Genomic DNA, 24,373 nt, shown 5'->3' on the forward strand with positions numbered 1-24,373 from the left:
GAAAAATTATTTTCAATTATCGTCACGTATGGTTTAATAAAAAAGGAGGGAAGAAAACAAAAAGCGAGGATTACAACATGAATGAACAGCAGTTTCTGTTCCAACACCCTCCATTGATAAAATGGGAGGCCGTTGGGCAACAGTTTGATCAATGTGCGATTTTTTTTGTTACGAACGAAGACGGAACGATTGTGTATATGAGCGATTCGTTTATGAAACAATTATCGCGCCGCTATGGCGTCGTGCAACAACTCATTGACCGTGCCCATGAAGCTATTTCTACATTACATACAAACGATACGTGGCGCGGAAAAATGATTGTCGATCAACGCCATGCGTATATGCACGTGTATTCGTTTCATTCGCATCTCATTTGGACAGGGTTCTTTTTGTTAGACGATAATGATTCGGATACATTAACCGGCGTCTTGTCGTACGATTCGTTTCAACATATGCTTTCCGAACGAATGAATCAAAATGAACCGTTTACGTTATTGTCGCTTAATTTAGACCGTTTTAAATTCATTAACGATTTAATTGGCTATGAACGTGGAAACGAATTGTTAAAACAAGTAGCGGAGCGATTGCGGCGCTATGAAGGTGGCATCGTCGCTAGACAACATCGCGATCAATTTTTTCTCGCTTTTTATACCGTTGACCGAAATGAGCTGCGTCAAGTCATCGGGGAAATCATTCAATTATTTTCGGCTCCGTTTCAACTGACAGATCAAGAATTGACCGTGACGCCAAGCATTGGAGTCAGCGTCTTTCCTCACGATGCAACCGATTGGACGACGCTCATGTCGTTTGCGGATTTAGCCCTTGAAATTGCGAAAGAAAACGGTGGAAATACGTACTGTTTTTATACGAACGAATTAAAAAAGATGAACGAACAAAAATTATACATTCAACATAGCATTCGAAAAGCGTTAAAACAAAATGAATTTACGCTGCATTATCAACCGATTGTCGATATGGAAACAGGTGATATTGTGGCGGCGGAAGCGTTATTGCGTTGGTATCATCCGAAGCGCGGATGGATTTCACCCGCAACGTTTATTCCGATTGCCGAGGAAACGAATTTAATTCAGCCAATCGGTGAATGGGTGTTGCGAAAAGTATGTGAGCAAAGTAAAGTGTGGAAGAAAAAAGGGCTTCCACACGTGCAAATTGGCATTAACATTTCTATTAAACAATTTTTGCAAGCGGATTTAGTGAAGCATATTGAACATGTGTTGCACACGTATGATTTAGATCCGTTTTGTTTAAAACTAGAAATTACAGAAAGTATGGCGATGCATCATATTGACTATGTGCTTGCTCAACTTCAAGCGTTAAAAAATTTAGGGCTTCAATTGGCCATTGACGATTTTGGGACAGGCTATTCTTCATTAAACTATTTAAAAAAACTGCCGGTCGACATCATTAAAATAGACCGTTCGTTTGTGCAAGATATGGTAAAACATTCATACGATTTATCGATCGTTCGCGCCGTCATTGAAGTGGCGCACAGCTTACAAATGAAAGTCGTTGCCGAAGGGGTGGAAACGGAAGAGCAACTTGCCATTTTAAAACGAGAAGGTTGCGACCGTGCCCAAGGCTACTATTTCAGCAAGCCGCTTTCAGCTGAACAGTTTGAACAATTAGTCCAATAAGAAAAGCGCAAAGCGCCCGCTTATCGGCGAAGAGCGCACAAGCCCCACCGAGGAGGCTGTCGCCGCCGCAGTGTGGGGCGGAGCGATTCGAGCCGATGGCGCTTGGAGCTAGACAGCTCCTCACCTAGCCCCGGAACTCTATACTTTCTTCATCTTTCAAAAAAGGGCGATCTCATTAAGAGGCCGCCCTTTTGTGTAATATAATAAAGTATGCTTGTTGAAGCTCGAAGCTTGTCCTTAACGAAATGTTTTCCCGAACCGATGTGGACGTGACCAATCGTATCGTTTCGGCTTCGGTTGCACATCTTCAGGTGTGACGCCTGTGTATGCTTGAAGTAAACGTTTCGCTTGAGACAACGGCATTTTAGCAACAGGGTTGCGATAAGAATCGTCCAACGTACCGAGATGAGGCAAATGCTTGAAGTCTTCTTTTGTTGGAGGTATGTGGAAGTAATATTGACCGATCGCCACAAGCACATCCGACTTTTGTTGGCTGTACTTCGGATTTCGGGAAAAATGAAGTCCAACTTTTTTCGCTTTCCCTTCTTCGAGCATTTTTTCAATCGTTTTTTTCTTGAGTAAATACAAGTAAGAAGGATTTAACGCAGTTTTCGCATGACGGTTGACAGTAAACAAAGCGACCGATAAGTTTTCAACGGTGCATTCGACTGTTTCCATTGGCATTCCACTCCTTTTCATTTTTATACACTTTTATTATACACGATCGTCTATGTTTTTGGAAAATTTTCAATTTATTTTTTAACGGAGGAGGGTAAACGGTGAAATATGGAATTATTGATATCGGCTCGAATACGATGCGGCTTGTCATTTACGAACGAAGCAAAAGCGGTCGGTTGCGCGAGCGAGAAAATGTAAAAATTGCAGCTCGGTTGCGCAACTATTTAACAGAAGACGGCTTTTTTACAGAGGAAGGATTGCGCGTTCTTTTAGATGGACTACTCACATTTCAAGATGTGACGCGTTTTCATCGCCTGCACGATGTGAAATGTGTGGCGACGGCAACGATTCGTCAAGCGCGCAATCGCGATGAGATCGTTCGCTTTATTGCAGAAAAAACCGATTTTCGTATTCGTATTTTATCCGAATATGAAGAAGCATACTACGGTTTTTTAGCTGTCATTCAATCAACGTCATTTCATGAAGGGATTACGGTCGATATTGGCGGAGGAAGTACGGAAGTGACGTATTTTCACAATCGCGAACTTGTCGACTATCATAGCTTCCCGTTTGGTGCATTATCGTTAAAACGTCAGTTTGTCGCTGGCAACGTGCCGACAGATGAAGAACTGCAAACGTTACGTGCATACGTCGACAAGCAATTTCAATCACTTCCGTGGCTAAAACAACGCCGTTTGCCAATCATTGCGATCGGGGGAAGCGCCCGCAACGTCGTGCAAGTACATCAAATGTTACAAAACTACCCGATTGCCGGCATTCATCAATACGAAATGAATCGCGACGACATTGTACAAGTGAAAAAATATTTGCGCTCATTGACGTTTGAACAGCTGCAAAAAGTCGAAGCGTTGTCGAAAGATCGAGCGGATTTAATTATTCCAGCGGTCGAAGTGTTTCAAACGTTATACGAAACAGTTGATGCGACGACGTTTATTTTAAGCCGCAAAGGATTGCGCGACGGCATTTTTTACGAACAGTTTGGGCCGATCGTCTTTCCCAGCGTACTAGATGAAAGTTTTTTTGAACTAGCCCAAGATTACGAAGTGAATACAAAACACGTACAACACGTATTAAAACTTGTCATTCAACTGTTTGACCAAATGCGTGCGCTTTCGCTTTTTCCGCTGACCGGAGAAGATCTCGTCTTATTAAAGCGCGCCGCTCACGTGTTTTATTTAGGGCAATATGTCGACGAAGAAGCGAGCAGCCAACATACGTTTTACCTTTTAGCGAATCGAACGATTGACGGATTAAGCCATCGTGATCGTGTGCAACTTGCGCTTGTTGCTTCGTTTAAAAATAAAACGTTGTTTAAACAATATGTGCAGCCGTTTCATGCGTGGTTTACACGCACAGAACAAAAAAAGCTTCGTTTTCTTGGTGCGCTATTAAAATTTGCTTACAGTTTAAACGATACGAAGCGAAACATCGTTGATCGCGTGCAGCTTGAGCTTCAAGATGAAACCGTCGTCGTACATCTTTTTTGCAGTCAATCGTTTAAAGCGGAAGAATATCAAGCGGAAAAACATAAGAAGCATGTCGAAAAAATGTTAAAACGCCCGATTCAATTACAGTTTCATTTGGAGGGATGAATATGGATTTAAGCCATCCGCGTTATTATAATAACCGCGAATTAAGTTGGCTTGCGTTTAACGAACGCGTTTTGCAAGAGGCGATGGACGAGCGCAATCCGTTGTTGGAACGGTTGAAATTTTTAGCCATTTTCAGCTCGAATTTAGATGAGTTTTTTATGGTGCGCGTCGCTGGGTTAAAAGATCAAGTGAAAGCCGGATTTAATAAGCCGGAAAATAAAGCGGGATTAACGCCGAAAGAACAGTTGAAAAAAATTGCGAAAAAAACGCATGCGCTTGTGAAGTGGCAGTACGACATGTACAACGAAACGTTGTTGCCGATGTTAAATAAAGAAGGGGTACATTTGCTTGCGCCAACCGAATGGAGCGCTGAACAAATGACGTACTTGCAGTCGTATTTTATGAAAAATATTTTTCCGGTATTAACGCCGATGGCTGTCGATGCGTATCGCCCGTTTCCGATGTTGTTGAACAAAAGTTTAAATTTAGCGATCGTCCTTGACGATGAAGAAGATGAAGAAGATCGGAAAAAATTAGCGATCGTGCAAGTGCCAGCGGTGTTAAATCGCTTCATTCCATTGCCAGCAAGCGACGGCATGCATGTGTATGCGCTGTTAGAAGACGTCATTACGATGTTTATTCATACGTTATTTAAAGGGTACAACGTTTCGTCTGTGACGCAATTTCGCATTACGCGCAACGCCGATTTAACGATTCACGAAGAAGGGGCGCGCGATTTATTAAAAGAAATTGAAAAAGAGTTAAAAAAGCGAAAATGGGGCGCAGCGGTTCGGCTTGAAATGAGCAAAAAAGGGTTTGACGAATGGGTGCTCGATTATTTATTAGATGAGTTAGAAATTCACGAAAAAGATGTGTATCAAATTGACGGGCCGATTGATTTGACATTTTTATTTTCGTTTTATTATGAAGTGGCGAAATATAAAGAACATCTCATTTTCCAAACGCTCATTCCGCAACCGCCAAAAGATGTAGATGATGATGAAGATATATTTGAAAAAGCGAAAGAGCGTGATTTATTGTTTCACCATCCATATGAATCGTTTGAGCCGGTCATTGATTTTATTTCCGATGCCGCAGACGATCCAGACGTGTTAGCGATCAAACAAACACTTTATCGCGTCAGCGGAGATTCTCCAATTATTGAAGCGTTAAAACGGGCGGCGGAAAACGGAAAACAAGTGACCGTTCTCGTTGAATTGAAAGCGCGGTTTGATGAAGAAAATAACGTGCAATGGGCGAAAGAGCTTGAAAAAGCAGGCTGCCACGTCATTTATGGCATGACGCATTTAAAAACGCATAGTAAAATTACGTTAATTGTGCGCCAAAAACATGGGAAAATTGAGCGGTTCGTTCATTTAGGAACAGGCAATTATAACGACGCGACTGCCAAAGTGTACACTGATTTCGGTTTGATTACGGCGAATGAACAATTTGGTGAAGATGCGACAAACTTTTTTAATTATTTAAGTGGCTATATGGAAAAACCGGAATTTCACCATTTAGTCGTCGCCCCGTTTGATTTACGGCAACAATTTTTACAGCTCATCGACGAAGAAATTCGCTATCATAAACAATATGGCGATGGGCGCATCATCGCAAAAATGAACTCATTAACAGATAAACAGCTCATCATGAAGCTATATGAAGCGTCTCAAGCAGGGGTACAAATTGATTTAATTGTGCGTGGCATTTGTTGTTTACGTCCACAAATGAAAGGAGTAAGTGAAAACATTCGCGTCCGCAGCATCGTCGGTCGCTTTTTAGAGCATAGTCGCGTATATTATTTTCATCACCACGGACAAGCGCGCGTCTTTTTGTCATCTGCCGATTGGATGACGCGCAATATGGACCGCCGCATTGAAATTTTATTTCCGATTTTTAACAAAGAATTAAAACAGCGGCTCATTGACGTATTGCACATTTTGCTTGCGGATAACGTGAAAGCGCGCGAGCAAAACGAAGAGGGAGAATACGATTACGTGAAGCGAAAAGAAGGAGAAGAAGAAGTAGATAGCCAAATGATTTTATTTCAAATGGCATACGATGTTGCAGACGATGAAGAATAAGGAGATGATGACATGAAAGAAAGCGGAGCGGTTGCTCTTGGCGGAGCGCTAGGGGCGCTATGTCGATACGGTGTAGCGATCGTATTCCCGTTTCTTTCGTTTCCGTGGGGAACGTTGCTCGTCAATTATGTCGGTTCATTTTTGCTTGGGGCGCTTACGTCTTACGTCGGAAAGAGAAACATGGCGGAATGGTTGCGTCTTGCCATCGGAACAGGGTTTTGTGGCGGATTGACGACGATGTCAACGTTTAGTAAAGAGACGATCGCGCTATGGCATGACCATGTCGGACTGGCAAATGTATATGTGCTCACATCTTTTGTTGGAGGCTTGCTTTTTTGTTATGCAGGCGTGTATGTAGGGGAACGAATGGGTATGAAAAAAGTAGGTGAGGCGTCATGATTACCGTTGCGCTTGGCGGAGCGTTTGGGGCGTGGTGCCGCTATCAGCTTGGCATATGGCTATTACGTTGGACGAAAAAATCATCTGTGCCGCTTTCCATTTTGTTCATTAATTGGCTCGGTTCGTTCGGGCTTGGCATGGCGCTTGCCCACGACGTGCAAGCCGTCGGGGTAACGATTGGCTTTTTCGGAGCGTTTACGACGTTTTCGACATTTAGCGTCGAAGCGCTGCAACTATTGTTGCGAAAACAATATAAAGAAGCGTTTTTTTACATCGTTGCTTCGCTTATCGGAAGCATATGTATGTTTCAAGCCGGGTTTATGTTATAACCCGGCTTTTAATGTGAACAACGTTAATTCTGGCGGGGTCAAAAAGCGAAACGGCATGCGCGTCGTTCCAAGTCCGCGATTGACGTATAAGGTGAGTTGCTGTACATCGTAAAACCCTTCGACATATTGTTTTGCTAGCGGAGGGGTGACGAGCGGTCCAATCCACGGCAGTTGAATTTGTCCCCCGTGGCTATGACCAGACAGCTGAAGATGAAACGGATAGACGCTCGCTTGCGTCACGAGGTCGGGTTCATGAATAAGCGCAATCGTATACGTTTCCTTTGGCAACTGTTGCACCGTTTTTGCAAAATTCGGCTGACCGAGCATAAAATCGTCTAACCCCGCGATCACAATTTGTTCGTTGCTTTGACGAACACGTACCCATTCGTTCACAAGGAGACGAAACCCGGCGTTCTCCATCATGTCTTTATATATATTTGTTCCGTATCCGCCGTGATCGTGGTTTCCATAAATACAGTACTTTCCAAGCGGAGCATGAAGCGTTGCCAATAATGATGTAACCGCAGCGACATGTTCGTATTCATTCGGTTTATCAAGCAAATCGCCTGTAAAACAAATGAGATGCGGATCGAGGTCGTTCATTCGTTTGACGACGCGTTGAAAATGGTCAACAGAATAATGATACCCTAAATGCACATCGCTAAATTGAAGAATCCGACATCCATCAAAGCTTTTTGGAATGAGTGGATGCACGATGTCATAACGCCGTACGGTCAACTGCCTCGGCTCAATATATTTTGCATACATATATCCCGCCGTTGAAAGCAATGCTCCTTTAACGAATAAAGAAAAAAACGTGCGTAAAAAATCTCTTCGTTTCATGTCTCAAACCTTACCAAATGAAAATGTTCTTCATTCATTATAAAAGAAAAAAGTTGATAAAAACAGCAAAAACAATGTTAAAAATTTTCTAAATATATAGTACAATAAAAATGAATGAATAACCATTCATAAAAGGGGATGAGAAGATGAAGGGGAAAGTCGTGATTGTGACAGGCGGTTCAAGCGGCATGGGGAAATATATGGCGAAGCGTTTTGCAGATGAAGGAGCGCATGTCGTCATTACCGGAAGAAGAAAGGAAGCGCTTGAAGAAGCGGCGAAAGACATCGGGGGAAGCGTGCTTCCGATCGTCATGGACGTGCGTCAACCGGAATTAGTCGCAGCGATGGTGAAAGAAACAGATGAACGGTTCGGAAAAATTGATGCGTTAATTAATAACGCCGCAGGCAATTTCATTTGTCCAGCAGAAAAGCTATCGATTAACGGCTGGAATAGCGTCATCGACATCGTTTTAAACGGAACGTTTTATTGTAGTCGAGAAGTCGGAAACTATTGGATTGAAAAAGGACAAAAAGGATCGATCATTAACATCGTTGCTACATATGCTTGGGGAGCAGGAGCGGGCGTCATTCATTCGGCGTGCGCCAAAGCAGGTGTGCTAACGATGACGCGCACGTTAGCGGTCGAATGGGGGAAAAAATACGGATTTCGCGTCAACGCCATCGCTCCCGGTCCAATTGAGCGAACAGGTGGAGCAGAAAAGCTTATTTTATCAGAGGAGATGGAAAAGCGCGTCAAAGATAGTGTGCCGCTCGGTCGTTTCGGTACGCCAGAAGAAATTGCAGCAGTCGCCTCGTTTTTACTTTCTGATGCGGCCGCATACATTAACGGCGAGTGCATTACGGTCGACGGAGGGCAATGGTTGAATCAACATCCGTTTTAATGCGACGTTTGCTGACGTCGCTTTTCTTCTGTTTCCCGACAAGCACTTTTATTTTTCTTATGGTATAATGGGTGAAAAAACGGGGGAGGAAGCGTCGCTTTGGATGCACTAGACATTTTAACACACATCGATCAAGTCGTTCCGTATTACCAACCGATTTTTAGCGCCGACGAGCAATGCATCGTCGGATATGAAGTGCTTGGGCGCTTTCAACAAGGGGATGAAGTGATCAGCCTTGGCCCATTTTTTCACGACGAAACGATTCCAGAGGAGTTTCGCATGGAAGTCGATGTGGCAGTGACGACGAAAGCGCTCGAACAGTTTGTTCATGAGCAGCCTGCATCGCTTATTTTCATTAATCGTGATGCGAACGTGTTAATGATCGATCGGGGAGAATCGTTTTTGCAACTTCTTCTTCAATATAAAGAAAAAGGATTACAATTAAACCAAGTCGTTCTTGAAATTACGGAGCATCATTTTAAAGGCGACATTCAACAGCTCGGGCACGTATTGACGTATTTGCGTACATACGGTATTCAAATTGCAGTTGATAATATTGGAAAAGAAAGCAGCAACTTAGACCGCATTCGGTTGTTAGCGCCCGATTTATTAAAAATTGATTTGTATTCGTTGCGCACGTCAGCGACGACGGTATCGTACGATGATGTGCTTTATTCCATTTCGCTTTTAGCACGAAAAATTGGGGCGACGCTTTTGTATGAAGATATCGAAAACGCCTTTCAACTCCAATATGCGTGGCGAAACGGCGGCCGATATTATCAAGGCTACTATTTGCACGAACCGTCACCGTCGTTTCTTCCACCGCATTTATTAAAAGAAACGTTGCGCACTCAGTTTCATACGTTCATTCAACATGAAAAAAAGAAACTGCAAACGTTATACGATATTTCCGAACAATTTCAAGCGCGCGTATCCGAGCTTGTGGCAAAACATAAAAAAGCTTCATCGTTTAACGAACTCATTTCCGTCTTAGCCAAACATTTGAGCGATTGTAGTTTCCGCATTTACGTATGCGATGAAGACGGATTTCAACAATCCGCGAACATATTTAAACGAGGCGAAACGTGGGAGTTACAGCCACAATACGAAATGAAAAATTGGAGCTGGCGTCCGTATTTTTTAGAGAACATTATTCGCATGCGTTCTCGCAAACGCGGCATTTTATCTGATTTATACAGCGACATTGAGACAGGTGAAACGATTCGCACATACTCCTATCCGATTGATGAACATCATTATTTGTTTATCGATTTAACGTATGAGTATTTGTTTGAGCATAACGCCCATTTGTAATAAAACATCGCTCGCGGTGGAAAAGTAAGCGTAAGGCGCAAACGTTATGTCACGACAAGGCGATGTTTGCGCTCCGTTTCCTAGAGAGGTGAGCGATGATGGATACATTTTCTTGGATGCTTTTACTTGTTGCTAGCGGGGTATTAGTCGGGGGACTTGTTTATACGTATCAAGTAGGGAAGCGACAAAAAGTGCAAGGCGAATACGATACGCCCGTCGGTGAAAAAGTGGCTGCTCATCCGTATGTGCGCAATCCGATTTTCATTGCATACATCGTGTTTGTCGCTCTTTTGCTCGGGTATATCGCATACGTCGCCTTTCAAACGTAAGCCCGCTTTTGTGGGCTTTCGTTTTTGTTTACTTTTTTCGCGAATCTTGGTACAGTAGTGAATAGTCGTTGAAATACGTATCGGAAAGGAATGAATGTCATGTCGCAATTATTAGGCATTATCCAACGGTTAATTAGCTTACAAGAACAAAAAACAGGAACGAACGAAGCGCCACAACGCAACTTTGAAGTGAATGGTGAAAAAAAATGTAGCGTGACATATTATGAAAAAACGAACACGTTCGTATTAGAAGTGTACGAAAAAGGCGAGAAGCCGAAATCGTATCAATTCGACAACATTGATATGATCGCCATTGAAATTTTCGATTTGTTGAATTAAGTCTTCACATAGGTGAAGGCTTTTTTATTGCACTTCTCGCTTTTCCATATCGAAACGAACATGATACAATGACAAATGGGGATTATATTGTGAAAGGCGGAATGACGATGCAACAACCATCGCTGACTGAACTGATGATTCCGTCCGATAAAGTGGCGCACGTGCAAGTGGGGAATCATTTACAACACGCGTTACTCGTCTTAACGCGCACAGGATACTCGGCTATCCCAGTATTAGATATGACGTATAAACTGCAAGGACTCATTAGTATGACGATGATTATGGATGCCATTTTAGGCATTGAGCGGATCGAGTTCGAGCGGCTTGACACGATGAAAGTGGAACAAGCGATGCAGCGCAACATCCCGCGTCTACATGTAAACGATTCATTTTTAAAAGCGTTAAAGTTGCTTATTGATCACCCCTTTTTATGCGTAGAAAATGATGACGGTTATTTTGTAGGCATCGTGACGCGCCGTGAAATATTAAAGCGGTTCAATCGCTCGATGTACGAAAAGCGACAATAGGCTTGTCACCGTTTATATCATTTGTTAAAGTAAAAAAATAAAACGATAAGGAGGAAGTTGTGATGATGATGGATGCAAATGAAATTATTTCCTTTATTCAAAATAGTAAAAAGAAAACACCTGTGAAAGTATACATAAAAGGAGACATAGCTGACATCGATTTTGGCCCGAGCGCAAAAACATTTATTACAGGTCAGACAGGCGTCGTATTTGGCGAATGGGCGGACATTGAAGCAGCGCTTGAAGCGAACAAACATAAAATTGAAGACTACGTCGTGGAAAACGACCGTCGCAATTCTGCCATTCCACTTCTTGATTTAAAACATATTAAAGCGCGCATCGAGCCGGGAGCGATCATTCGCGATCAAGTGCAAATTGGCGACAATGCCGTCATTATGATGGGTGCGGTCATTAACATCGGTGCCGTTGTTGGTGAAGGAACGATGATCGATATGAACGCTGTGCTTGGCGGACGTGCGACAGTCGGGAAAAACTGCCACGTTGGTGCAGGGGCAGTACTTGCTGGTGTCATTGAGCCACCGTCAGCCAAACCGGTCATTGTGGAAGATGATGTCATGATCGGAGCAAACGCGGTCATTTTAGAAGGAGTGACGGTCGGAAAAGGTGCTGTCGTTGCCGCAGGTGCGATCGTGACAGAAGATGTGCCTCCATATACCGTTGTGGCAGGCGTGCCAGCGCGCGTCATTAAACAAATTGACGAAAAAACAAAAGCAAAAGTAGAAATTAAACAAGAACTTCGCCAACTGTAAAGCGTGGAATGGATCCACGCTTTTTTCAAAAGGAGGATCGAAATGTTTATAAACATCCGCCGCGATTTGCATCAAATTCCTGAGCTCGGCTTTCAAGAGTGGAAAACACAACGATATATATTAGATTACTTAGCTAGTCTCCCACAAGAACGGTTGCAAATCAAAACGTGGCGCACAGGCATTTTCGTGCGTGTTCTCGGCATGGCGCCGACGAAAACGATCGGTTATCGGGCGGATATGGACGGATTACCGATTGACGAACAAACAGACGTGCCGTTTCGCTCAACGCATGAAGGACGTATGCATGCATGTGGACACGATATGCATATGGCAATCGCCCTCGGTGTGCTCACTCACGTCGTCCATCATCCGATTGACGACGACATGCTTTTTATTTTTCAACCAGCGGAAGAAGGGCCGGGCGGGGCGCTTCCGATGCTTGAAAGCGATGAAATGAAACAATGGATGCCTGATATGGTGATCGCTTTGCATATCGCTCCTGAATATCCGGTCGGAACGATTGCGACAAAAGAAGGGTTGTTGTTTGCGAATACGTCCGAGCTTTTTATTGATTTAATCGGCAAAGGGGGACATGCCGCCTTTCCGCATGAAACGAAAGATATGGTCGTTGCCGCCAGCGCTCTCATTATGCAGCTGCAAACGATCGTCTCTCGCAACGTCAATCCGCTTGATAGCGCGGTCATTACGATTGGCAAACTGACGAGCGGCAACGTACAAAACGTCATTGCCGAGCGGGCAAGACTAGAAGGGACGATTCGCACGCGATCTCCGGAAGCGATGGAAAAAGTAAAAGGGCGCATTGAAGCGATCGTGCGTGGCATCGAAGTCGCTTACGACTGCGAAGCGCATATCGATTACGGTTCGATGTATTACCAAGTGTATAACGATGAGGCGTTAACGAATGAATTTATGCAATTTGTGGACCAAAAAACAGATGTTCGTCTCGTTCGTTGTCAAGAAGCGATGACGGGCGAAGATTTCGGCTACATGCTCGCACGCATTCCTGGCTTTATGTTTTGGCTCGGCGTGCAATCCCCGTTCGGTTTGCATCATGCGAAGTTAAATCCGAACGAAGAAGCGATCGATGTGGCCATTGAACTTTTGACTCGCTATCTCGCATGGAAAGGAAATCATAAAGTAAAGGAAGAAGAATGATGAAATTACGAGAGCCTATGCCATCATTAGACGGAGCAACAGTCGTACTAAACGGAAACGTCACTCGCGAACAGCTCATCGGCAAGCCGACGCTCATTCATTTTTGGGCGGTGAGTTGCCATCTTTGTAAAGACGGAATTAAACAAGTGAACGAATTTCGCGATCGCTATGAAGGACAATTAAACGTTCTTTCGATTCATATGCCGCGCCGCGACGGTGATGAAAACGTTGAAGTCGTGAAGCAGCTTGCTGAACAATACGGCATCACGCATCCGCTTTTCATTGACAACGATCACCGGTTAAAAGAAGCGTTTGATAATCGATGTGTACCGACGTATTACGTATTTGATGCAGACGGTATATTTCGCCATTATCAAGCGGGAAGCGGTGGAATGAATATGTTAGAAAAACGAATCATCCGCGTCATGGATGAATATCGAACAAGAGGGGATATGTCGTGAAGAAAAAAGAATTTGCGGTTATCGGTCTTGGGCGTTTTGGAGGTAGCGTATGTCGCACGTTAAGCGAGCAAGGAATGGAAGTGCTTGCGATTGATGTAGACGAAGAGAAAGTGAACGAATATGCATCGATTGCGTCCCAAGCCGTCGTTGCCGATTCAACGGACGAAAACGTTTTGAAAAGTTTAGGCATTCGCAACTTTGACCACGTGATCGTTGCCATCGGTGACAACATTCAAGCGAGCATTTTAACGACGCTTATTTTAAAAGAGCTCGGCGTCGAAAAAATTACGGTAAAAGCGACAAACGATTATCATGAAAAAGTGTTGAAAAAAATTGGTGCCGACCATATCGTTCATCCCGAGCGAGATATGGGTGAAAGAATTGCGAACAATATGATTTCAAACAATGTGCTTGATTATTTAGAGCTGTCCGATCGCCATAGCATCGTCGAAATTGTTGCAAATGAACGGCTCCATGGCCATTCGCTTCTCGAGTTAGACATTCGCGCCAAATACGGCATTAACATCGTTGCGATTAAACGAAACAACGACATTATCGTTTCACCGCTTGCCTCAGAAGTCATTTACGCAGGTGATATTTTAATCGTCATCGGTGCCGATCAAGACATTGACCGGTTTGAAAGCGAAGTCGTTGGAGAATAAAAAGAAGGTGTCACAAACGACACCTTCTTTTGCTATACTTCCATAATAATTGGTAAAATCATTGGCTTGCGTTTCGTTTTTTCGTATAAAAACGGTGCGAGCGTATCGGTAATTTCCGTTTTAATGTCCGACCATTGATTTGTTCCTTGTTCAAGTAGCTGTTGTAAATGTTTAGCAATCAGTTGTTGGGCATCGCTAATTAAATTGCCGGATTCACGCATATAGACGAATCCGCGTGAAATAATGTCTGGTCCGGAGGCGATTTTCATTTCTTTCATGTTAATGCTTACAACGACGATCACTAATCCTTCTTCTGACAAAATGCGACGGTCGCGTAAGACGATGTTGCCGATATCACCAATGCCGCTTCCGTCGATATACACGGAACCGGACGGAATTTTGCCGACGATGCTTGCTCCTTCTTCACTAATGCCGAGCACGTCTCCATTGTCCATAATAAAGCAGTTTTCTTCTGGGACACCGCAATCGACCGCAAGTTTTACATGCATTTTTTGCATGCGATATTCGCCATGAATCGGCATGAAATATTTCGGTTTCATTAAGCGAATCATTAATTTTTGTTCTTCTTGTCCCCCGTGACCAGACGTATGAATGTCGCTAAGCGGTCCGTGAATGACTTCCGCTCCTGCGCGCGCCAGCATATTAATAATACGATTGACGCTTACGGTATTGCCTGGAATTGGCGAAGATGAAAAGACGACTGTATCGCCTGGCATAATTTGAATTTGACGATGTGACCCGTTAGCAATGCGCGACAACGCTGCCATCGGCTCCCCTTGACTTCCGGTACAAAGAATCGTGACGCGATGGGCAGGGAGGCGATTAATTTGTGCCGCATCGACAAACGTATCTTTCGGACATTTAATGTAGCCGAGCTGTTGTCCAATTTCAATAGCCGCTTCCATGCTTCGTCCGAATACGGCAATTTTTCGATTGTTTAATACAGCGGCTTCCGTCACTTGTTGCAAGCGGTGAATGTTCGAAGCGAACGTGGCAAAAATAATGCGTCCTTGCACTTTTCGGAAAATGTCGTGAATGCTTTCGCCGACGCGCCGTTCCGACATTGTAAAATGCGGAATTTCGCTATTTGTACTATCAGACAATAAACAAAGAACGCCTTCTTTTCCGATTTCGGCCATTTTCGTTAAGTTCGCTGGCTCACCAACAGGAGTAAAGTCGAATTTAAAATCGCCCGTATGAACGATTTGACCGACTGGCGTTTTGACGACGATGCCGTAGCTATCTGGAATGCTGTGCGTTGTACGGAAAAATGTCACTGCTGTTTTTCCGAACGAAATGACGTCGTCTTCTTTTATTTCGATTAGTTTCGTTTGACGCAACAATCCGTGTTCTTCTAGCTTGTTGCGAATGAGCCCGAGCGCCAATTTGCCGCCGTAAATCGGGACGTTCACTTGGCGAAGCAAATACGGAATGCCGCCAATATGGTCTTCATGTCCGTGCGTAATAAATAACCCTTTAATGTTTTCGGCATTTTTCACTAAATAGCTGTAATCAGGGATGACGTAATCAATTCCGAGCAACTCGTCTTCTGGGAACTTAATGCCGGCATCAATGATGATGATTTCATCTTCATATTGCACGCCATATGTATTTTTCCCAATTTCGCCTAGACCGCCGAGAGCGAAAACACCGACTTGCTTATTTTTTAACATGTTCATCGTTCAATCTCCAATACGTGAAAATCAGCGTTTTGTTGTTCGTACGCTAAATGTGCTCCCTCAAGCGGTTGAATGTATTCAATATTGATATGACGGTCTTGTAATTTTCGGCGCACATCTCGCTCGCTATCCGCTTCGATGTATAGCGTCTTCGTTTTTTCTCTTACAGGTACTTCATCGATCGTATCTTGGTAAAACACTTTAAAAATCAACGTCCATCTCTCCTTTTCATCATTTGTTTAAAAAATAAAGTGTTAGCCCCGAGCGTTTTCCGCTTTTCTTATTATATATAAAAAGTGTGGAATAGGAAACAAAATTGAAAAGAAGCCCTTCAACCGAAGGGCTCGTACAACTATGCAATCGATTTTCTGCGCAAAAGTTCTTTCCATTGTTTGAGCAGCTTGCGTTTCAACTTTTTCAACATGACGCATCACTCCTCACTTTTATTGTATCCGATTTTGCAGGAAAGTAAATGTCTTCTCTATGATTTATTATAAGAAGATCATCGACAAATTTTGCATAGGAAAATATGCCATTGTTTAACCGATTCGTTGACAATGTGATGCAATTCGGTTACGGTAGGTTTGTGAACTTTTACACGAGGAGCGAGAAACATGGAGAGAAAGATCGTTTTTTTCGATATTGACGGAACGTTGTTAGATCATGAGAAACAGTTGCCGACATCGACATATGAAGCGATACATGAATTAAAAAAGCAAGGGGTATATGTGGCGATCGCGACGGGGAGAGCGCCATTTATGTTTGAATCGCTTCGAGAACAGCTCGGGATTGAATCGTTTGTTAGCTTTAACGGACAATATGTCGTTTTTGAAAAAGAAGTGATTTACAACCAACCGCTTGATCGCGAACGGCTTCACGCCTTAAAACAAATGGCGCACGACAATGAACATCCGCTTATTTTCATGGACGCTGACACGATGCGGGCGAGTGTAGCCGATCATCCGTACATTCACGAAAGCATGGGAAGTTTAAAATTTGCCCATCCACCATACGATGAAACGTATTACGAACAAAACGATATTTATCAAGCGCTTTTGTTTTGTAAGCCGGAAGAGGAACAGCCGTACGTTACAGCGTTTCCGATGTTTCATTTTGTGCGCTGGCATGCGGTATCTACAGATATTTTACCGTATGGCGGCTCTAAAGCAGAAGGGATTAAAAAAATGATCGAGCAGCTCGGCATTGCGCGCGAAAACGTATATGCGTTCGGCGACGGGTTAAACGATACGGAAATGTTGCGCTTTGTCGGCACAGGGGTAGCGATGGGGAACGGCCATGAAGAAGCGAAAAAAGTAGCCGATTTCATTACAAAACCGGTCGATGAAGATGGCATTTTATTCGGTTTACGTCAGCTCGGATTGTTGAAATAAAAGGTGTCCGCAATGGACACCCTTTTTTTAACGTTCAATCGGAATGGCGCCAGCTGGCACGTCGTACGGATGTTGTTTATTAATATGATCATAAAACATAATGCCGTTTAAATGGTCAATTTCATGTTGAAATACGATCGCAGGCAATCCTTTTAAACGTAGCTTCACCGTTTCGCCTTCAAGCGTCGTCCCGGTGACTGTAATGCGCATATAGCGAGGAACGTAACCGGGGATCGGCTCGTCGACGGATAAACATCCTTCTCCGCTCGTTAAATAACACATTTCAACGGAATGGCTTACAATTTTCGGATTAAATAACGCATAGCTATGTAACGTTCCTTTTTCGTCCGTCACATGCACCGCAATCATGCGCTTCGAGACATTAATTTGCGGCGCAGCTAAGCCGATGCCCGGACGAAGTCCATACGTTTTCGCTAACTCTGGATCTTGGCTCATTTTTACATATTCCAACAAGCTTGCTAAAATGCGGCGATCTTCTTCGGATGGGGGAAGCGGCACTTCTTCAGCTACTTTTCGTAACGTCGGATGACCGTCTTTAATAATATCTTTCATCGTAATCACGTTGTTTCCTCCTCACACGCAGTATAACCATTTTTATTATGAAGGATGGAATGAAAAAGTGCAATTGCGTGAGAAACATACATATTCACGTTGTAAAACAGAAATAATACAGATTAACGAAAAATAGTATAACAGATTCATAACACAGTTAAAATTTTCTAATTTTCATTTTTATATAGAAGGTGGCAAGCAAACTGATTGACGAGCGTTGTCGAACGGTGTAAACTGAAAGATGTAAAAAAACAGTTGTATTAATCACACTTGCTTTTCTCATTAATACAGCTTTCAATACACAACGTGTGGTAAAAAGAAACCGTTTTTGGGCAAATTAAAAGGTGCATCATTTTACGTTTTGAAAAGAAAGGATGAGGTGAACAAAATGGGTAAAAAACCCCTATTCGATGTGAAAAAGCAACTTGAAAAAGTCGCTGAGCAGTTCCCGACATTTCAAATTTTAAATGAAGAAGGCGAAGTCGTAAACGAAGCGGCGATGCCAGATTTAACAGATGAGCAGTTGAAAGAATTAATGCGCCGCATGGTATACACACGCGTGCTTGACCAACGTTGCATTTCGTTAAACCGTCAAGGACGTCTCGGCTTCTATGCGCCAACAGCAGGACAAGAAGCGAGCCAATTAGCGAGCCATTTTGCATTAGAAAAAGAAGATTTCATTTTACCGGGCTATCGTGACGTTCCACAAATGATTTGGCATGGTTTACCACTTTACCAAGCGTTTTTATTTTCACGTGGTCATTTCCATGGTAACCAAATTCCTGAAGATGTCAACGTGTTGCCACCACAAATCATTATCGGTGCCCAAATTATTCAAACAGCCGGCGTTGCGCTCGGTATGAAAAAACGTGGCAAAAAAGCGGTCGCAGTTACATATACAGGTGACGGCGGTGCATCGCAAGGGGACTTCTACGAAGGAATTAACTTCGCAGGGGCATTTAACGCGCCAGCGATCTTTATCGTTCAAAACAACCGTTTCGCGATTTCAACGCCAGTCGAAAAACAATCTGCCGCAAAAACAATCGCGCAAAAAGCGGTTGCCGCAGGTATTCCGGGCATTCAAGTAGACGGAATGGATCCGCTTGCGGTATATGTGGCGGTGCGTGACGCTCGCGAGCGTGCGATTAACGGTGGAGGTCCAACATTGATTGAAACGCTTTGCTTCCGTTACGGTCCACATACGATGGCGGGAGACGACCCAACGCGCTATCGTTCGAAAGAGCTTGAAAACGAATGGGAGAAAAAAGATCCGCTCGTTCGCTTCCGCAAGTTTTTAGAAAACAAAGGATTATGGAGCGAAGAAGAAGAAAATCGCATCATTGAACAAGCGAAAGAAGATATTAAAGAAGCGATTAAGAAAGCGGACGAAACACCAAAACAAAAAGTGACAGACTTAATGTCGATTATGTACGAAGAAATGCCAGCGTTCTTAAAAGAGCAATACGAAATCTATAAAGAAAAGGAGTCGAAATAACCAATGGCGCAAATGACAATGATTCAAGCAATCACGGATGCGTTGCGCGTAGAAATGCGCAAAGACCCGAACGTTCTCGTGTTCGGTGAAGACGTCGGTGTAAACGGCGGGGTATTCCGCGCGACAGAAGGATTGCAAGCAGAGTTTGGCGAAGATCGCGTATTCGACACACCGCTTGCGGAATCAGGAATTGGCGGTTTAGCGATCGGTTTAGCATTACAAGGATTCCGTCCTGTGCCTGAAATTCAGTTTTTCGGATTCGTATATGAAGTGATGGACTCAATTTCTGGTCAAATGGCGCGCATGCGCTATCGTTCTGGCGGTCGTTTCCATGCGCCAATTACTGTTCGTTCGCCATTTGGCGGTGGCGTACATACGCCAGAATTGCACGCAGATAGCTTAGAAGGTCTTGTCGCTCAACAGCCGGGATTAAAAGTCGTCATCCCATCAACGCCATACGATGCGAAAGGATTGTTAATTTCAGCGATTCGTGACAACGACCCTGTCATTTTCTTAGAGCATATGAAATTGTACCGCTCGTTCCGTCAAGAAGTGCCAGAAGGCGAATATACAATTCCGATCGGCAAGGCGGACATTAAACGTGAAGGAACAGACGTATCGATCATCACATACGGTGCGATGGTACATGAATCGTTAAAAGCAGCAGCGGAGCTTGAAAAAGAAGGCATCTCTGTTGAAGTCGTAGACTTGCGCACGGTTCAACCGTTAGATATTGAAACAATTATCGCATCAGTTGAAAAAACAGGCCGCGCGGTCGTTGTACAAGAAGCGCAAAAACAAGCAGGTATTGCGGCAAACGTTGTTGCAGAAATTAACGAACGTGCGATTCTTAGCCTTGAAGCGCCAGTATTGCGCGTAGCGGCACCAGATACAGTATATCCGTTCTCACAAGCAGAGCCAGTATGGTTACCGAACTTTAAAGATGTGATCGAAACAGTGAAAAAAGTAATGACGTTCTAATGGAGGGGAATGACCCCTCCACATTTAAGAAATAGGAGGTTGAGATACATGGCATTTGAATTTAAATTACCGGACATCGGTGAAGGAATTCACGAAGGTGAAATCGTCAAATGGTTTGTGAAACCGGGCGATGAAGTAAACGAAGACGACGTACTTTGCGAAGTGCAAAACGATAAAGCGGTTGTTGAAATTCCATCTCCAGTAAAAGGAAAAGTATTAGAAATTTTAGTAAGCGAAGGAACAGTCGCAACCGTTGGTCAAACGTTAATTAAATTTGATGCGCCAGGATACGAAAACTTAAAGTTTAAAGGCGATCATGGCGATGAGCCAAAAGTAGAAGAAAAGAAAGAAGAAGTGAAACAAGAACAAGAGCAAGTAGCACAAGCACAGCCGAAAAAACGCGTCATCGCGATGCCATCTGTGCGCAAATATGCGCGTGAAAAAGGTGTCGACATTCGCCTCGTTCAAGGAACAGGTAAAAACGGTCGCGTGTTAAAACAAGATATTGATGCATACTTAGCAGGCGGCACAGCGCCACAAACAGAAGCGAAAGCGCAAGCGGTAGAAGAAAAAGCTGCGCCAGCACAAGAACAAAAAGCAGCGCCAACAGCTCAACCGGTTGTATTAGAAGGCGAGTTCCCAGAAACACGCGAAAAAATGAGCGGCATTCGTCGTGCGATTGCGAAAGCGATGGTAAACTCGAAACATACAGCGCCGCACGTCACATTAATGGACGAAGTCGATGTGACAAAACTTGTTGCGCATCGTAAGAAATTTAAAGATGTGGCAGCGCAAAAAGGCATTAAGTTAACGTTCTTACCATATGTCGTTAAAGCGTTAACGTCTGCGCTTCGCGAATATCCAGCGCTTAACACATCCATTGACGATGCAACAGAAGAAATCGTTCATAAACATTACTACAACATCGGAATTGCAGCGGACACAGATAAAGGCTTGCTCGTTCCTGTTGTTAAACATGCGGATCGCAAATCAATTTTTGCGATCGCAAAAGAAATTAACGAACTCGCAACAAAAGCGCGTGAAGGTAAATTAATGCCAAACGAAATGAAAGGTGCAACATGCACAATTACAAACATCGGTTCAGCAGGCGGTCAATGGTTTACACCGGTCATTAACCATCCAGAAGTAGCGATTTTAGGTATCGGCCGCATTTCAGAAAAACCGATCGTGCGCGATGGTGAAATTGTCATCGCTCCAGTATTAGCGTTGTCGTTAAGCTTCGATCATCGTATGATCGACGGTGCAACAGCGCAAAACGCATTAAATCATATTAAACGTTTATTAAACGATCCTGAATTATTATTAATGGAGGCGTAATGCGATGGTAGTAGGCGATTTCGCAATTGAAACAGAAACTCTCGTCGTCGGTGCAGGTCCTGGCGGTTACGTTGCAGCCATTCGTGCAGCGCAACTCGGTCAAAAAGTAACGATCGTTGAAAAAGGAAACCTCGGTGGAGTGTGCTTAAACGTCGGATGTATTCCATCAAAAGCGCTCATCTCTGCTGGTCACCGTTACGAAATTGCGACACATTCACAAGATATGGGTATTTTTGCGGAAAACGTAAAAGTTGACTTTGCGAAAGTGCAAGAGTGGAAAGCTGGTGTCGTGAAAAAATTAACGGGCGGTGTCGAAGGGTTATTAAAAGGAAATAAAGTTGAAATCGTGCGCGGAGAAGCGTATTTCGTGGATGAAAATACCGTTCGCGTCATGACAGAAAATAGCGCGCAAACGTACAAATTTAAAAACGCCATTATCGCAACAGGTTCTCGCCCAATCGAGTTGCCAACGTTTAAATTTTCGAAGCGCGTGCTTGATTCAACTGGTGCATTAAACTTACCTGAAATTCCGAAATCAATGGTCGTCATCGGCGGCGGTTACATCGGTACAGAATTAGGAACAGCATACGCAAACTTCGGAACAAAAATTACGATTTTAGAAGGTGCGGATGAAATTTTATCTGGCTTTGAAAAGCAAATGAGCGCAGTCGTTCGTCGCCGCTTAAAGAAAAAAGGAGTAGACGTCTTTACGAACGCGCTTGCGAAAGGTGTCGAAGAGCGTGAAGACGGCGTAACGGTAACATTTGAAGTAAACGGCGAAACGAAAACGATTGACGCGGAATACGTGCTTGTCACAGTCGGTCGCCGTCCGAATACAGAAGAGATGGGACTTGAACAAATCGGCGTGAAAATGACGGAGCGCGGCTTAATTGAAATTGACAAACAATGCCGCACGAGCGTACCGAACATTTATGCGATCGGTGACGTCGTTGCAGGTCCACCGCTTGCGCATAAAGCATCATACGAAGGAAAAATCGCGGCTGAAGCGATCGCTGGTCATCCGTCTGAAATTGACTACTTAGCGATTCCAGCTGTCGTCTTCTCTGACCCTGAATGCGCATCTGTCGGTTACTTTGAAAAACAAGCGATCGAAGAAGGAATTGACGTCATTACAGCAAAATTCCCATTCGGTGCAAACGGCCGTGCCCTTGCGTTAAACGAAACAGATGGCTTCTTAAAGCTCGTCTTAACGAAAGACGATGGCGTCATTATCGGAGCGCAAATTGTCGGCCCGAACGCATCAGATATGATCGCTGAGCTCGGTTTAGCAATTGAAGCAGGCATGACAGCAGAAGATATTGCGATGACGATTCACGCGCATCCAACGCTTGGAGAAATTACAATGGAAGCGGCAGAAGTGGCGCTCGGTAGCCCAATTCATATTATTAACAAATAAAGAGGATGGCTTCGCCGTCCTCTTTTTTCATGATTTTTTCGAGACGATCATATGATGTTCATAAGGGGTGTGTGAACATGTATATCGTCTTTCTACTTCAAATGATGATATGGAGTTTGTTTTCGTTTATTGAATGGAGATCGGCGCACGATCATTTTATTTTTAAGGCGTTATTATTCGGGATATTCATATATATTTCTTTTTTGCTTGCTCTTCGTTTGCATGTAACGAAAAAGCGCGCATGTTGGACAACCTTATTGACGATTGCCGTCTATTTCGTTTGCCGCAAGCTGTTTTGGTCTTATCTTTTATAATAGTACATGATGCGTCCGTTAAATAAATGCAGTTTTCCTGCCATTTGTTTGGCGAAAAATTTGCATAGTTCGTTTGCTTTCCCTTTATCGCCGTGCGTCGCTTGTTTTGGCAAGACGAACTGTACAGCACGGTCGTGCACGCGGCATTCAATCATATGATAGCGATCATCTTTTCCGACTAACAAAATGCGATCGTCTTTTGTGACGATGTCATATGGGAAAGCGGACTCGGCGTAATCCCACGCCAGCTGTTCGCCTGTTTTTTGCGCGATGTTTCGATATTGTTCGAGCAGTTGTTTGCATTGTTCTAACGTTACCGTCTCCCATGTTGATGCAGGGACAAGTTCAATGGTAGCTGTATGAGCCATTTTTTTCACCTCAACCATTTTTGAAATCACTTTCATTGTATCATGGACATATATGAAAAAACAAATAATTGCGAAAATATGAATAGTGCGATATAATAAAGTTTAATATACAAGAAGGAGGGAATGATATGCACGTATTCGAAAAATTGTATGATGAACATGAAAAAGTAAAAGTGAGGTTTGTCGGCTTTACGACGAAAGACGTCCGATACGACTTTGGCATCGTGTACACAAATATGTTTTTTGGTAAACCGCTTGTCATCTGTATGCAAACAGGCCGCTCAGCTCTCCTCGACCCGAAAGACATCGAAGACCACGACTATTTACAACGAACGTTCCGCATTGACACAAAAGAACAAGCTGAAGATTTAGCGGAATTTTTCTCAGACATTTTACCATCGACACCATTTGCTGAACAATATGAGTAAGAGGCGTGAAATACGTCTCTTTTTTTGTTTAAATATGTCATACTAATTCCTATTGACAAAATAAATGTGACATATTATTATGAAATCAGTAAAACGTTTTCAAACATTCCAAAGGAAAAGGGGTTATCGGGGATGGGTACAATTGTATGCCAAACATGCAATGCGACAATCGATCATTTTGAGGACGAAAAAGTAACGGTATTGTACGGGCAATGTAGCGGTTGCGATTGTGAAGACGAAGAATAAAACATAGATCGGCACGAGCTTTGGGGGATGAGGAGAAA

At 43.5% G+C, this 24,373-nt stretch carries 28 protein-coding genes; 22 read left to right on the top strand and 6 right to left on the bottom strand.

Annotated features, from left to right (window positions below):
- Positions 1-77: 77 nt before the first annotated feature.
- Positions 78-1,655, top strand: a complete 1,578-nt coding sequence (locus tag AFK25_RS04740) for a putative bifunctional diguanylate cyclase/phosphodiesterase (RefSeq protein WP_035064053.1) — start codon at positions 78-80, stop codon at positions 1,653-1,655.
- Between the two features lie 237 nt (positions 1,656-1,892).
- On the opposite strand, the gene AFK25_RS04745 is transcribed toward AFK25_RS04740, so the two are convergent.
- Entirely contained in the window at positions 1,893-2,333 is a 441-nt protein-coding gene (locus tag AFK25_RS04745; RefSeq protein ID WP_009362585.1) for a YkyB family protein, read from the bottom strand.
- Positions 2,334-2,434: 101 nt separating this feature from the next.
- Between AFK25_RS04745 and AFK25_RS04750 the strand changes: the two genes are divergently transcribed.
- The 4 genes from AFK25_RS04750 to crcB (AFK25_RS04765) are packed head-to-tail and all read left to right on the top strand — an operon-like array spanning position 2,435 to position 6,761.
- Complete coding sequence (locus AFK25_RS04750; RefSeq protein ID WP_035064052.1) at positions 2,435-3,946, top strand: Ppx/GppA family phosphatase; 1,512 nt, start codon at positions 2,435-2,437, stop codon at positions 3,944-3,946.
- A 2-nt stretch (positions 3,947-3,948) separates the two neighbouring features.
- Positions 3,949-6,033 carry an RNA degradosome polyphosphate kinase gene (locus AFK25_RS04755; RefSeq protein ID WP_081957630.1) on the top strand — a complete coding sequence of 695 codons (2,085 nt, stop codon included), beginning with the start codon at positions 3,949-3,951 and terminating at the stop codon, positions 6,031-6,033.
- 12 nt (positions 6,034-6,045) lie between these two features.
- On the top strand, positions 6,046-6,432 hold the full coding sequence (gene crcB / locus AFK25_RS04760) for a fluoride efflux transporter CrcB (RefSeq protein ID WP_009362588.1): 387 nt from the start codon (positions 6,046-6,048) through the stop codon (positions 6,430-6,432).
- Positions 6,429-6,761, top strand: a complete 333-nt coding sequence (gene crcB / locus AFK25_RS04765) for a fluoride efflux transporter CrcB (RefSeq protein ID WP_035064047.1) — start codon at positions 6,429-6,431, stop codon at positions 6,759-6,761. Before crcB (AFK25_RS04760) ends, crcB (AFK25_RS04765) begins: the two co-directional genes overlap by 4 nt.
- Here the strand turns inward: crcB (AFK25_RS04765) and AFK25_RS04770 are convergent.
- Positions 6,756-7,604 (bottom strand): metallophosphoesterase, encoded by an 849-nt coding sequence (locus tag AFK25_RS04770; protein WP_035064045.1) that lies wholly within the window; start codon positions 7,602-7,604, stop codon positions 6,756-6,758. The genes crcB (AFK25_RS04765) and AFK25_RS04770 overlap by 6 nt on opposite strands.
- A gap of 146 nt (positions 7,605-7,750) precedes the next feature.
- Here AFK25_RS04770 and fadH point away from each other — a divergent pair, with 146 nt between their 5' ends.
- The 9 genes from fadH (at position 7,751) to AFK25_RS04815 (ending at position 14,084) form a co-directional block, all read left to right on the top strand.
- Positions 7,751-8,506 (top strand): 2,4-dienoyl-CoA reductase, encoded by a 756-nt coding sequence (gene fadH, locus AFK25_RS04775; RefSeq protein WP_009362591.1) that lies wholly within the window; start codon positions 7,751-7,753, stop codon positions 8,504-8,506.
- A 99-nt stretch (positions 8,507-8,605) separates the two neighbouring features.
- Positions 8,606-9,820 (top strand): EAL domain-containing protein, encoded by a 1,215-nt coding sequence (locus AFK25_RS04780; protein WP_009362592.1) that lies wholly within the window; start codon positions 8,606-8,608, stop codon positions 9,818-9,820.
- A gap of 95 nt (positions 9,821-9,915) precedes the next feature.
- Positions 9,916-10,149: a hypothetical protein gene (locus tag AFK25_RS04785; protein ID WP_009362593.1), complete on the top strand. Its 234-nt coding sequence runs from the start codon at positions 9,916-9,918 to the stop codon at positions 10,147-10,149.
- Positions 10,150-10,248: 99 nt separating this feature from the next.
- Entirely contained in the window at positions 10,249-10,488 is a 240-nt protein-coding gene (locus tag AFK25_RS04790; protein ID WP_003396622.1) for a YkuJ family protein, read from the top strand.
- Positions 10,489-10,556: 68 nt separating this feature from the next.
- Positions 10,557-11,015: a cyclic-di-AMP-binding protein CbpB gene (gene cbpB, locus AFK25_RS04795; protein ID WP_019417983.1), complete on the top strand. Its 459-nt coding sequence runs from the start codon at positions 10,557-10,559 to the stop codon at positions 11,013-11,015.
- A gap of 59 nt (positions 11,016-11,074) precedes the next feature.
- On the top strand, positions 11,075-11,785 hold the full coding sequence (dapD, locus tag AFK25_RS04800) for a 2,3,4,5-tetrahydropyridine-2,6-dicarboxylate N-acetyltransferase (RefSeq protein WP_035064041.1): 711 nt from the start codon (positions 11,075-11,077) through the stop codon (positions 11,783-11,785).
- Between the two features lie 42 nt (positions 11,786-11,827).
- Positions 11,828-12,961 (top strand): N-acetyldiaminopimelate deacetylase, encoded by a 1,134-nt coding sequence (locus tag AFK25_RS04805; RefSeq protein ID WP_035064038.1) that lies wholly within the window; start codon positions 11,828-11,830, stop codon positions 12,959-12,961.
- A complete protein-coding gene (locus AFK25_RS04810) occupies positions 12,961-13,422 on the top strand; it encodes a TlpA disulfide reductase family protein (protein ID WP_009362597.1) in 462 nt (153 codons plus the stop codon). Before AFK25_RS04805 ends, AFK25_RS04810 begins: the two co-directional genes overlap by 1 nt.
- On the top strand, positions 13,419-14,084 hold the full coding sequence (locus AFK25_RS04815; protein WP_021094464.1) for a potassium channel family protein: 666 nt from the start codon (positions 13,419-13,421) through the stop codon (positions 14,082-14,084). The genes AFK25_RS04810 and AFK25_RS04815 overlap by 4 nt, the downstream gene beginning before the upstream one ends.
- 32 nt (positions 14,085-14,116) lie before the next feature.
- On the opposite strand, the gene rnjA is transcribed toward AFK25_RS04815, so the two are convergent.
- A complete protein-coding gene (gene rnjA, locus AFK25_RS04820; protein WP_035064035.1) occupies positions 14,117-15,784 on the bottom strand; it encodes a ribonuclease J1 in 1,668 nt (555 codons plus the stop codon).
- Positions 15,781-15,996 carry a DNA-dependent RNA polymerase subunit epsilon gene (locus AFK25_RS04825; RefSeq protein WP_009362600.1) on the bottom strand — a complete coding sequence of 72 codons (216 nt, stop codon included), beginning with the start codon at positions 15,994-15,996 and terminating at the stop codon, positions 15,781-15,783. The genes rnjA and AFK25_RS04825 overlap by 4 nt, the downstream gene beginning before the upstream one ends.
- Positions 15,997-16,398: 402 nt before the next feature.
- On the opposite strand from AFK25_RS04825, the gene AFK25_RS04830 reads away from it, so the two are divergent.
- On the top strand, positions 16,399-17,175 hold the full coding sequence (locus AFK25_RS04830) for a Cof-type HAD-IIB family hydrolase (protein WP_035064032.1): 777 nt from the start codon (positions 16,399-16,401) through the stop codon (positions 17,173-17,175).
- 27 nt (positions 17,176-17,202) lie between these two features.
- Here AFK25_RS04830 and def read toward each other — a convergent pair whose 3' ends face one another.
- Entirely contained in the window at positions 17,203-17,757 is a 555-nt protein-coding gene (gene def / locus AFK25_RS04835; protein ID WP_009362602.1) for a peptide deformylase, read from the bottom strand.
- 379 nt (positions 17,758-18,136) lie between these two features.
- Between def and pdhA the strand changes: the two genes are divergently transcribed.
- The 5 genes from pdhA to AFK25_RS04860 all read left to right on the top strand — a co-directional run bounded on the left by pdhA (position 18,137) and on the right by AFK25_RS04860 (position 23,293).
- The gene (gene pdhA, locus AFK25_RS04840) at positions 18,137-19,243 is read left to right on the top strand and encodes a pyruvate dehydrogenase (acetyl-transferring) E1 component subunit alpha (RefSeq protein ID WP_035064030.1); all 1,107 of its coding nucleotides are present in this window, start codon (positions 18,137-18,139) and stop codon (positions 19,241-19,243) included.
- A 3-nt stretch (positions 19,244-19,246) separates the two neighbouring features.
- Positions 19,247-20,224 carry an alpha-ketoacid dehydrogenase subunit beta gene (locus AFK25_RS04845; RefSeq protein WP_019417977.1) on the top strand — a complete coding sequence of 326 codons (978 nt, stop codon included), beginning with the start codon at positions 19,247-19,249 and terminating at the stop codon, positions 20,222-20,224.
- A gap of 48 nt (positions 20,225-20,272) precedes the next feature.
- Complete coding sequence (locus tag AFK25_RS04850; protein WP_035064027.1) at positions 20,273-21,562, top strand: dihydrolipoamide acetyltransferase family protein; 1,290 nt, start codon at positions 20,273-20,275, stop codon at positions 21,560-21,562.
- 4 nt (positions 21,563-21,566) lie between these two features.
- A complete protein-coding gene (lpdA, locus tag AFK25_RS04855; RefSeq protein ID WP_009362606.1) occupies positions 21,567-22,979 on the top strand; it encodes a dihydrolipoyl dehydrogenase in 1,413 nt (470 codons plus the stop codon).
- A 77-nt stretch (positions 22,980-23,056) separates the two neighbouring features.
- On the top strand, positions 23,057-23,293 hold the full coding sequence (locus AFK25_RS04860) for a hypothetical protein (protein WP_035064024.1): 237 nt from the start codon (positions 23,057-23,059) through the stop codon (positions 23,291-23,293).
- Here AFK25_RS04860 and AFK25_RS04865 read toward each other — a convergent pair.
- Positions 23,281-23,661, bottom strand: coding sequence for a DUF1885 family protein (locus tag AFK25_RS04865; protein WP_020424572.1), 381 nt, complete (start codon positions 23,659-23,661; stop codon positions 23,281-23,283). The genes AFK25_RS04860 and AFK25_RS04865 overlap by 13 nt on opposite strands.
- A gap of 128 nt (positions 23,662-23,789) precedes the next feature.
- Here AFK25_RS04865 and AFK25_RS04870 point away from each other — a divergent pair, with 128 nt between their 5' ends.
- Together AFK25_RS04870 and AFK25_RS04875 are read left to right on the top strand one after the other, a co-directional pair.
- Positions 23,790-24,089 (top strand): DUF3055 domain-containing protein, encoded by a 300-nt coding sequence (locus AFK25_RS04870; protein ID WP_009362608.1) that lies wholly within the window; start codon positions 23,790-23,792, stop codon positions 24,087-24,089.
- Between the two features lie 132 nt (positions 24,090-24,221).
- Positions 24,222-24,335 carry a GapA-binding peptide SR1P gene (locus AFK25_RS04875; RefSeq protein WP_019417972.1) on the top strand — a complete coding sequence of 38 codons (114 nt, stop codon included), beginning with the start codon at positions 24,222-24,224 and terminating at the stop codon, positions 24,333-24,335.
- Positions 24,336-24,373: the final 38 nt, after the last annotated feature.

This window comes from Anoxybacillus gonensis, from assembly GCF_001187595.1.
In the GTDB taxonomy this organism is placed as follows: domain Bacteria; phylum Bacillota; class Bacilli; order Bacillales; family Anoxybacillaceae; genus Anoxybacillus; species Anoxybacillus gonensis.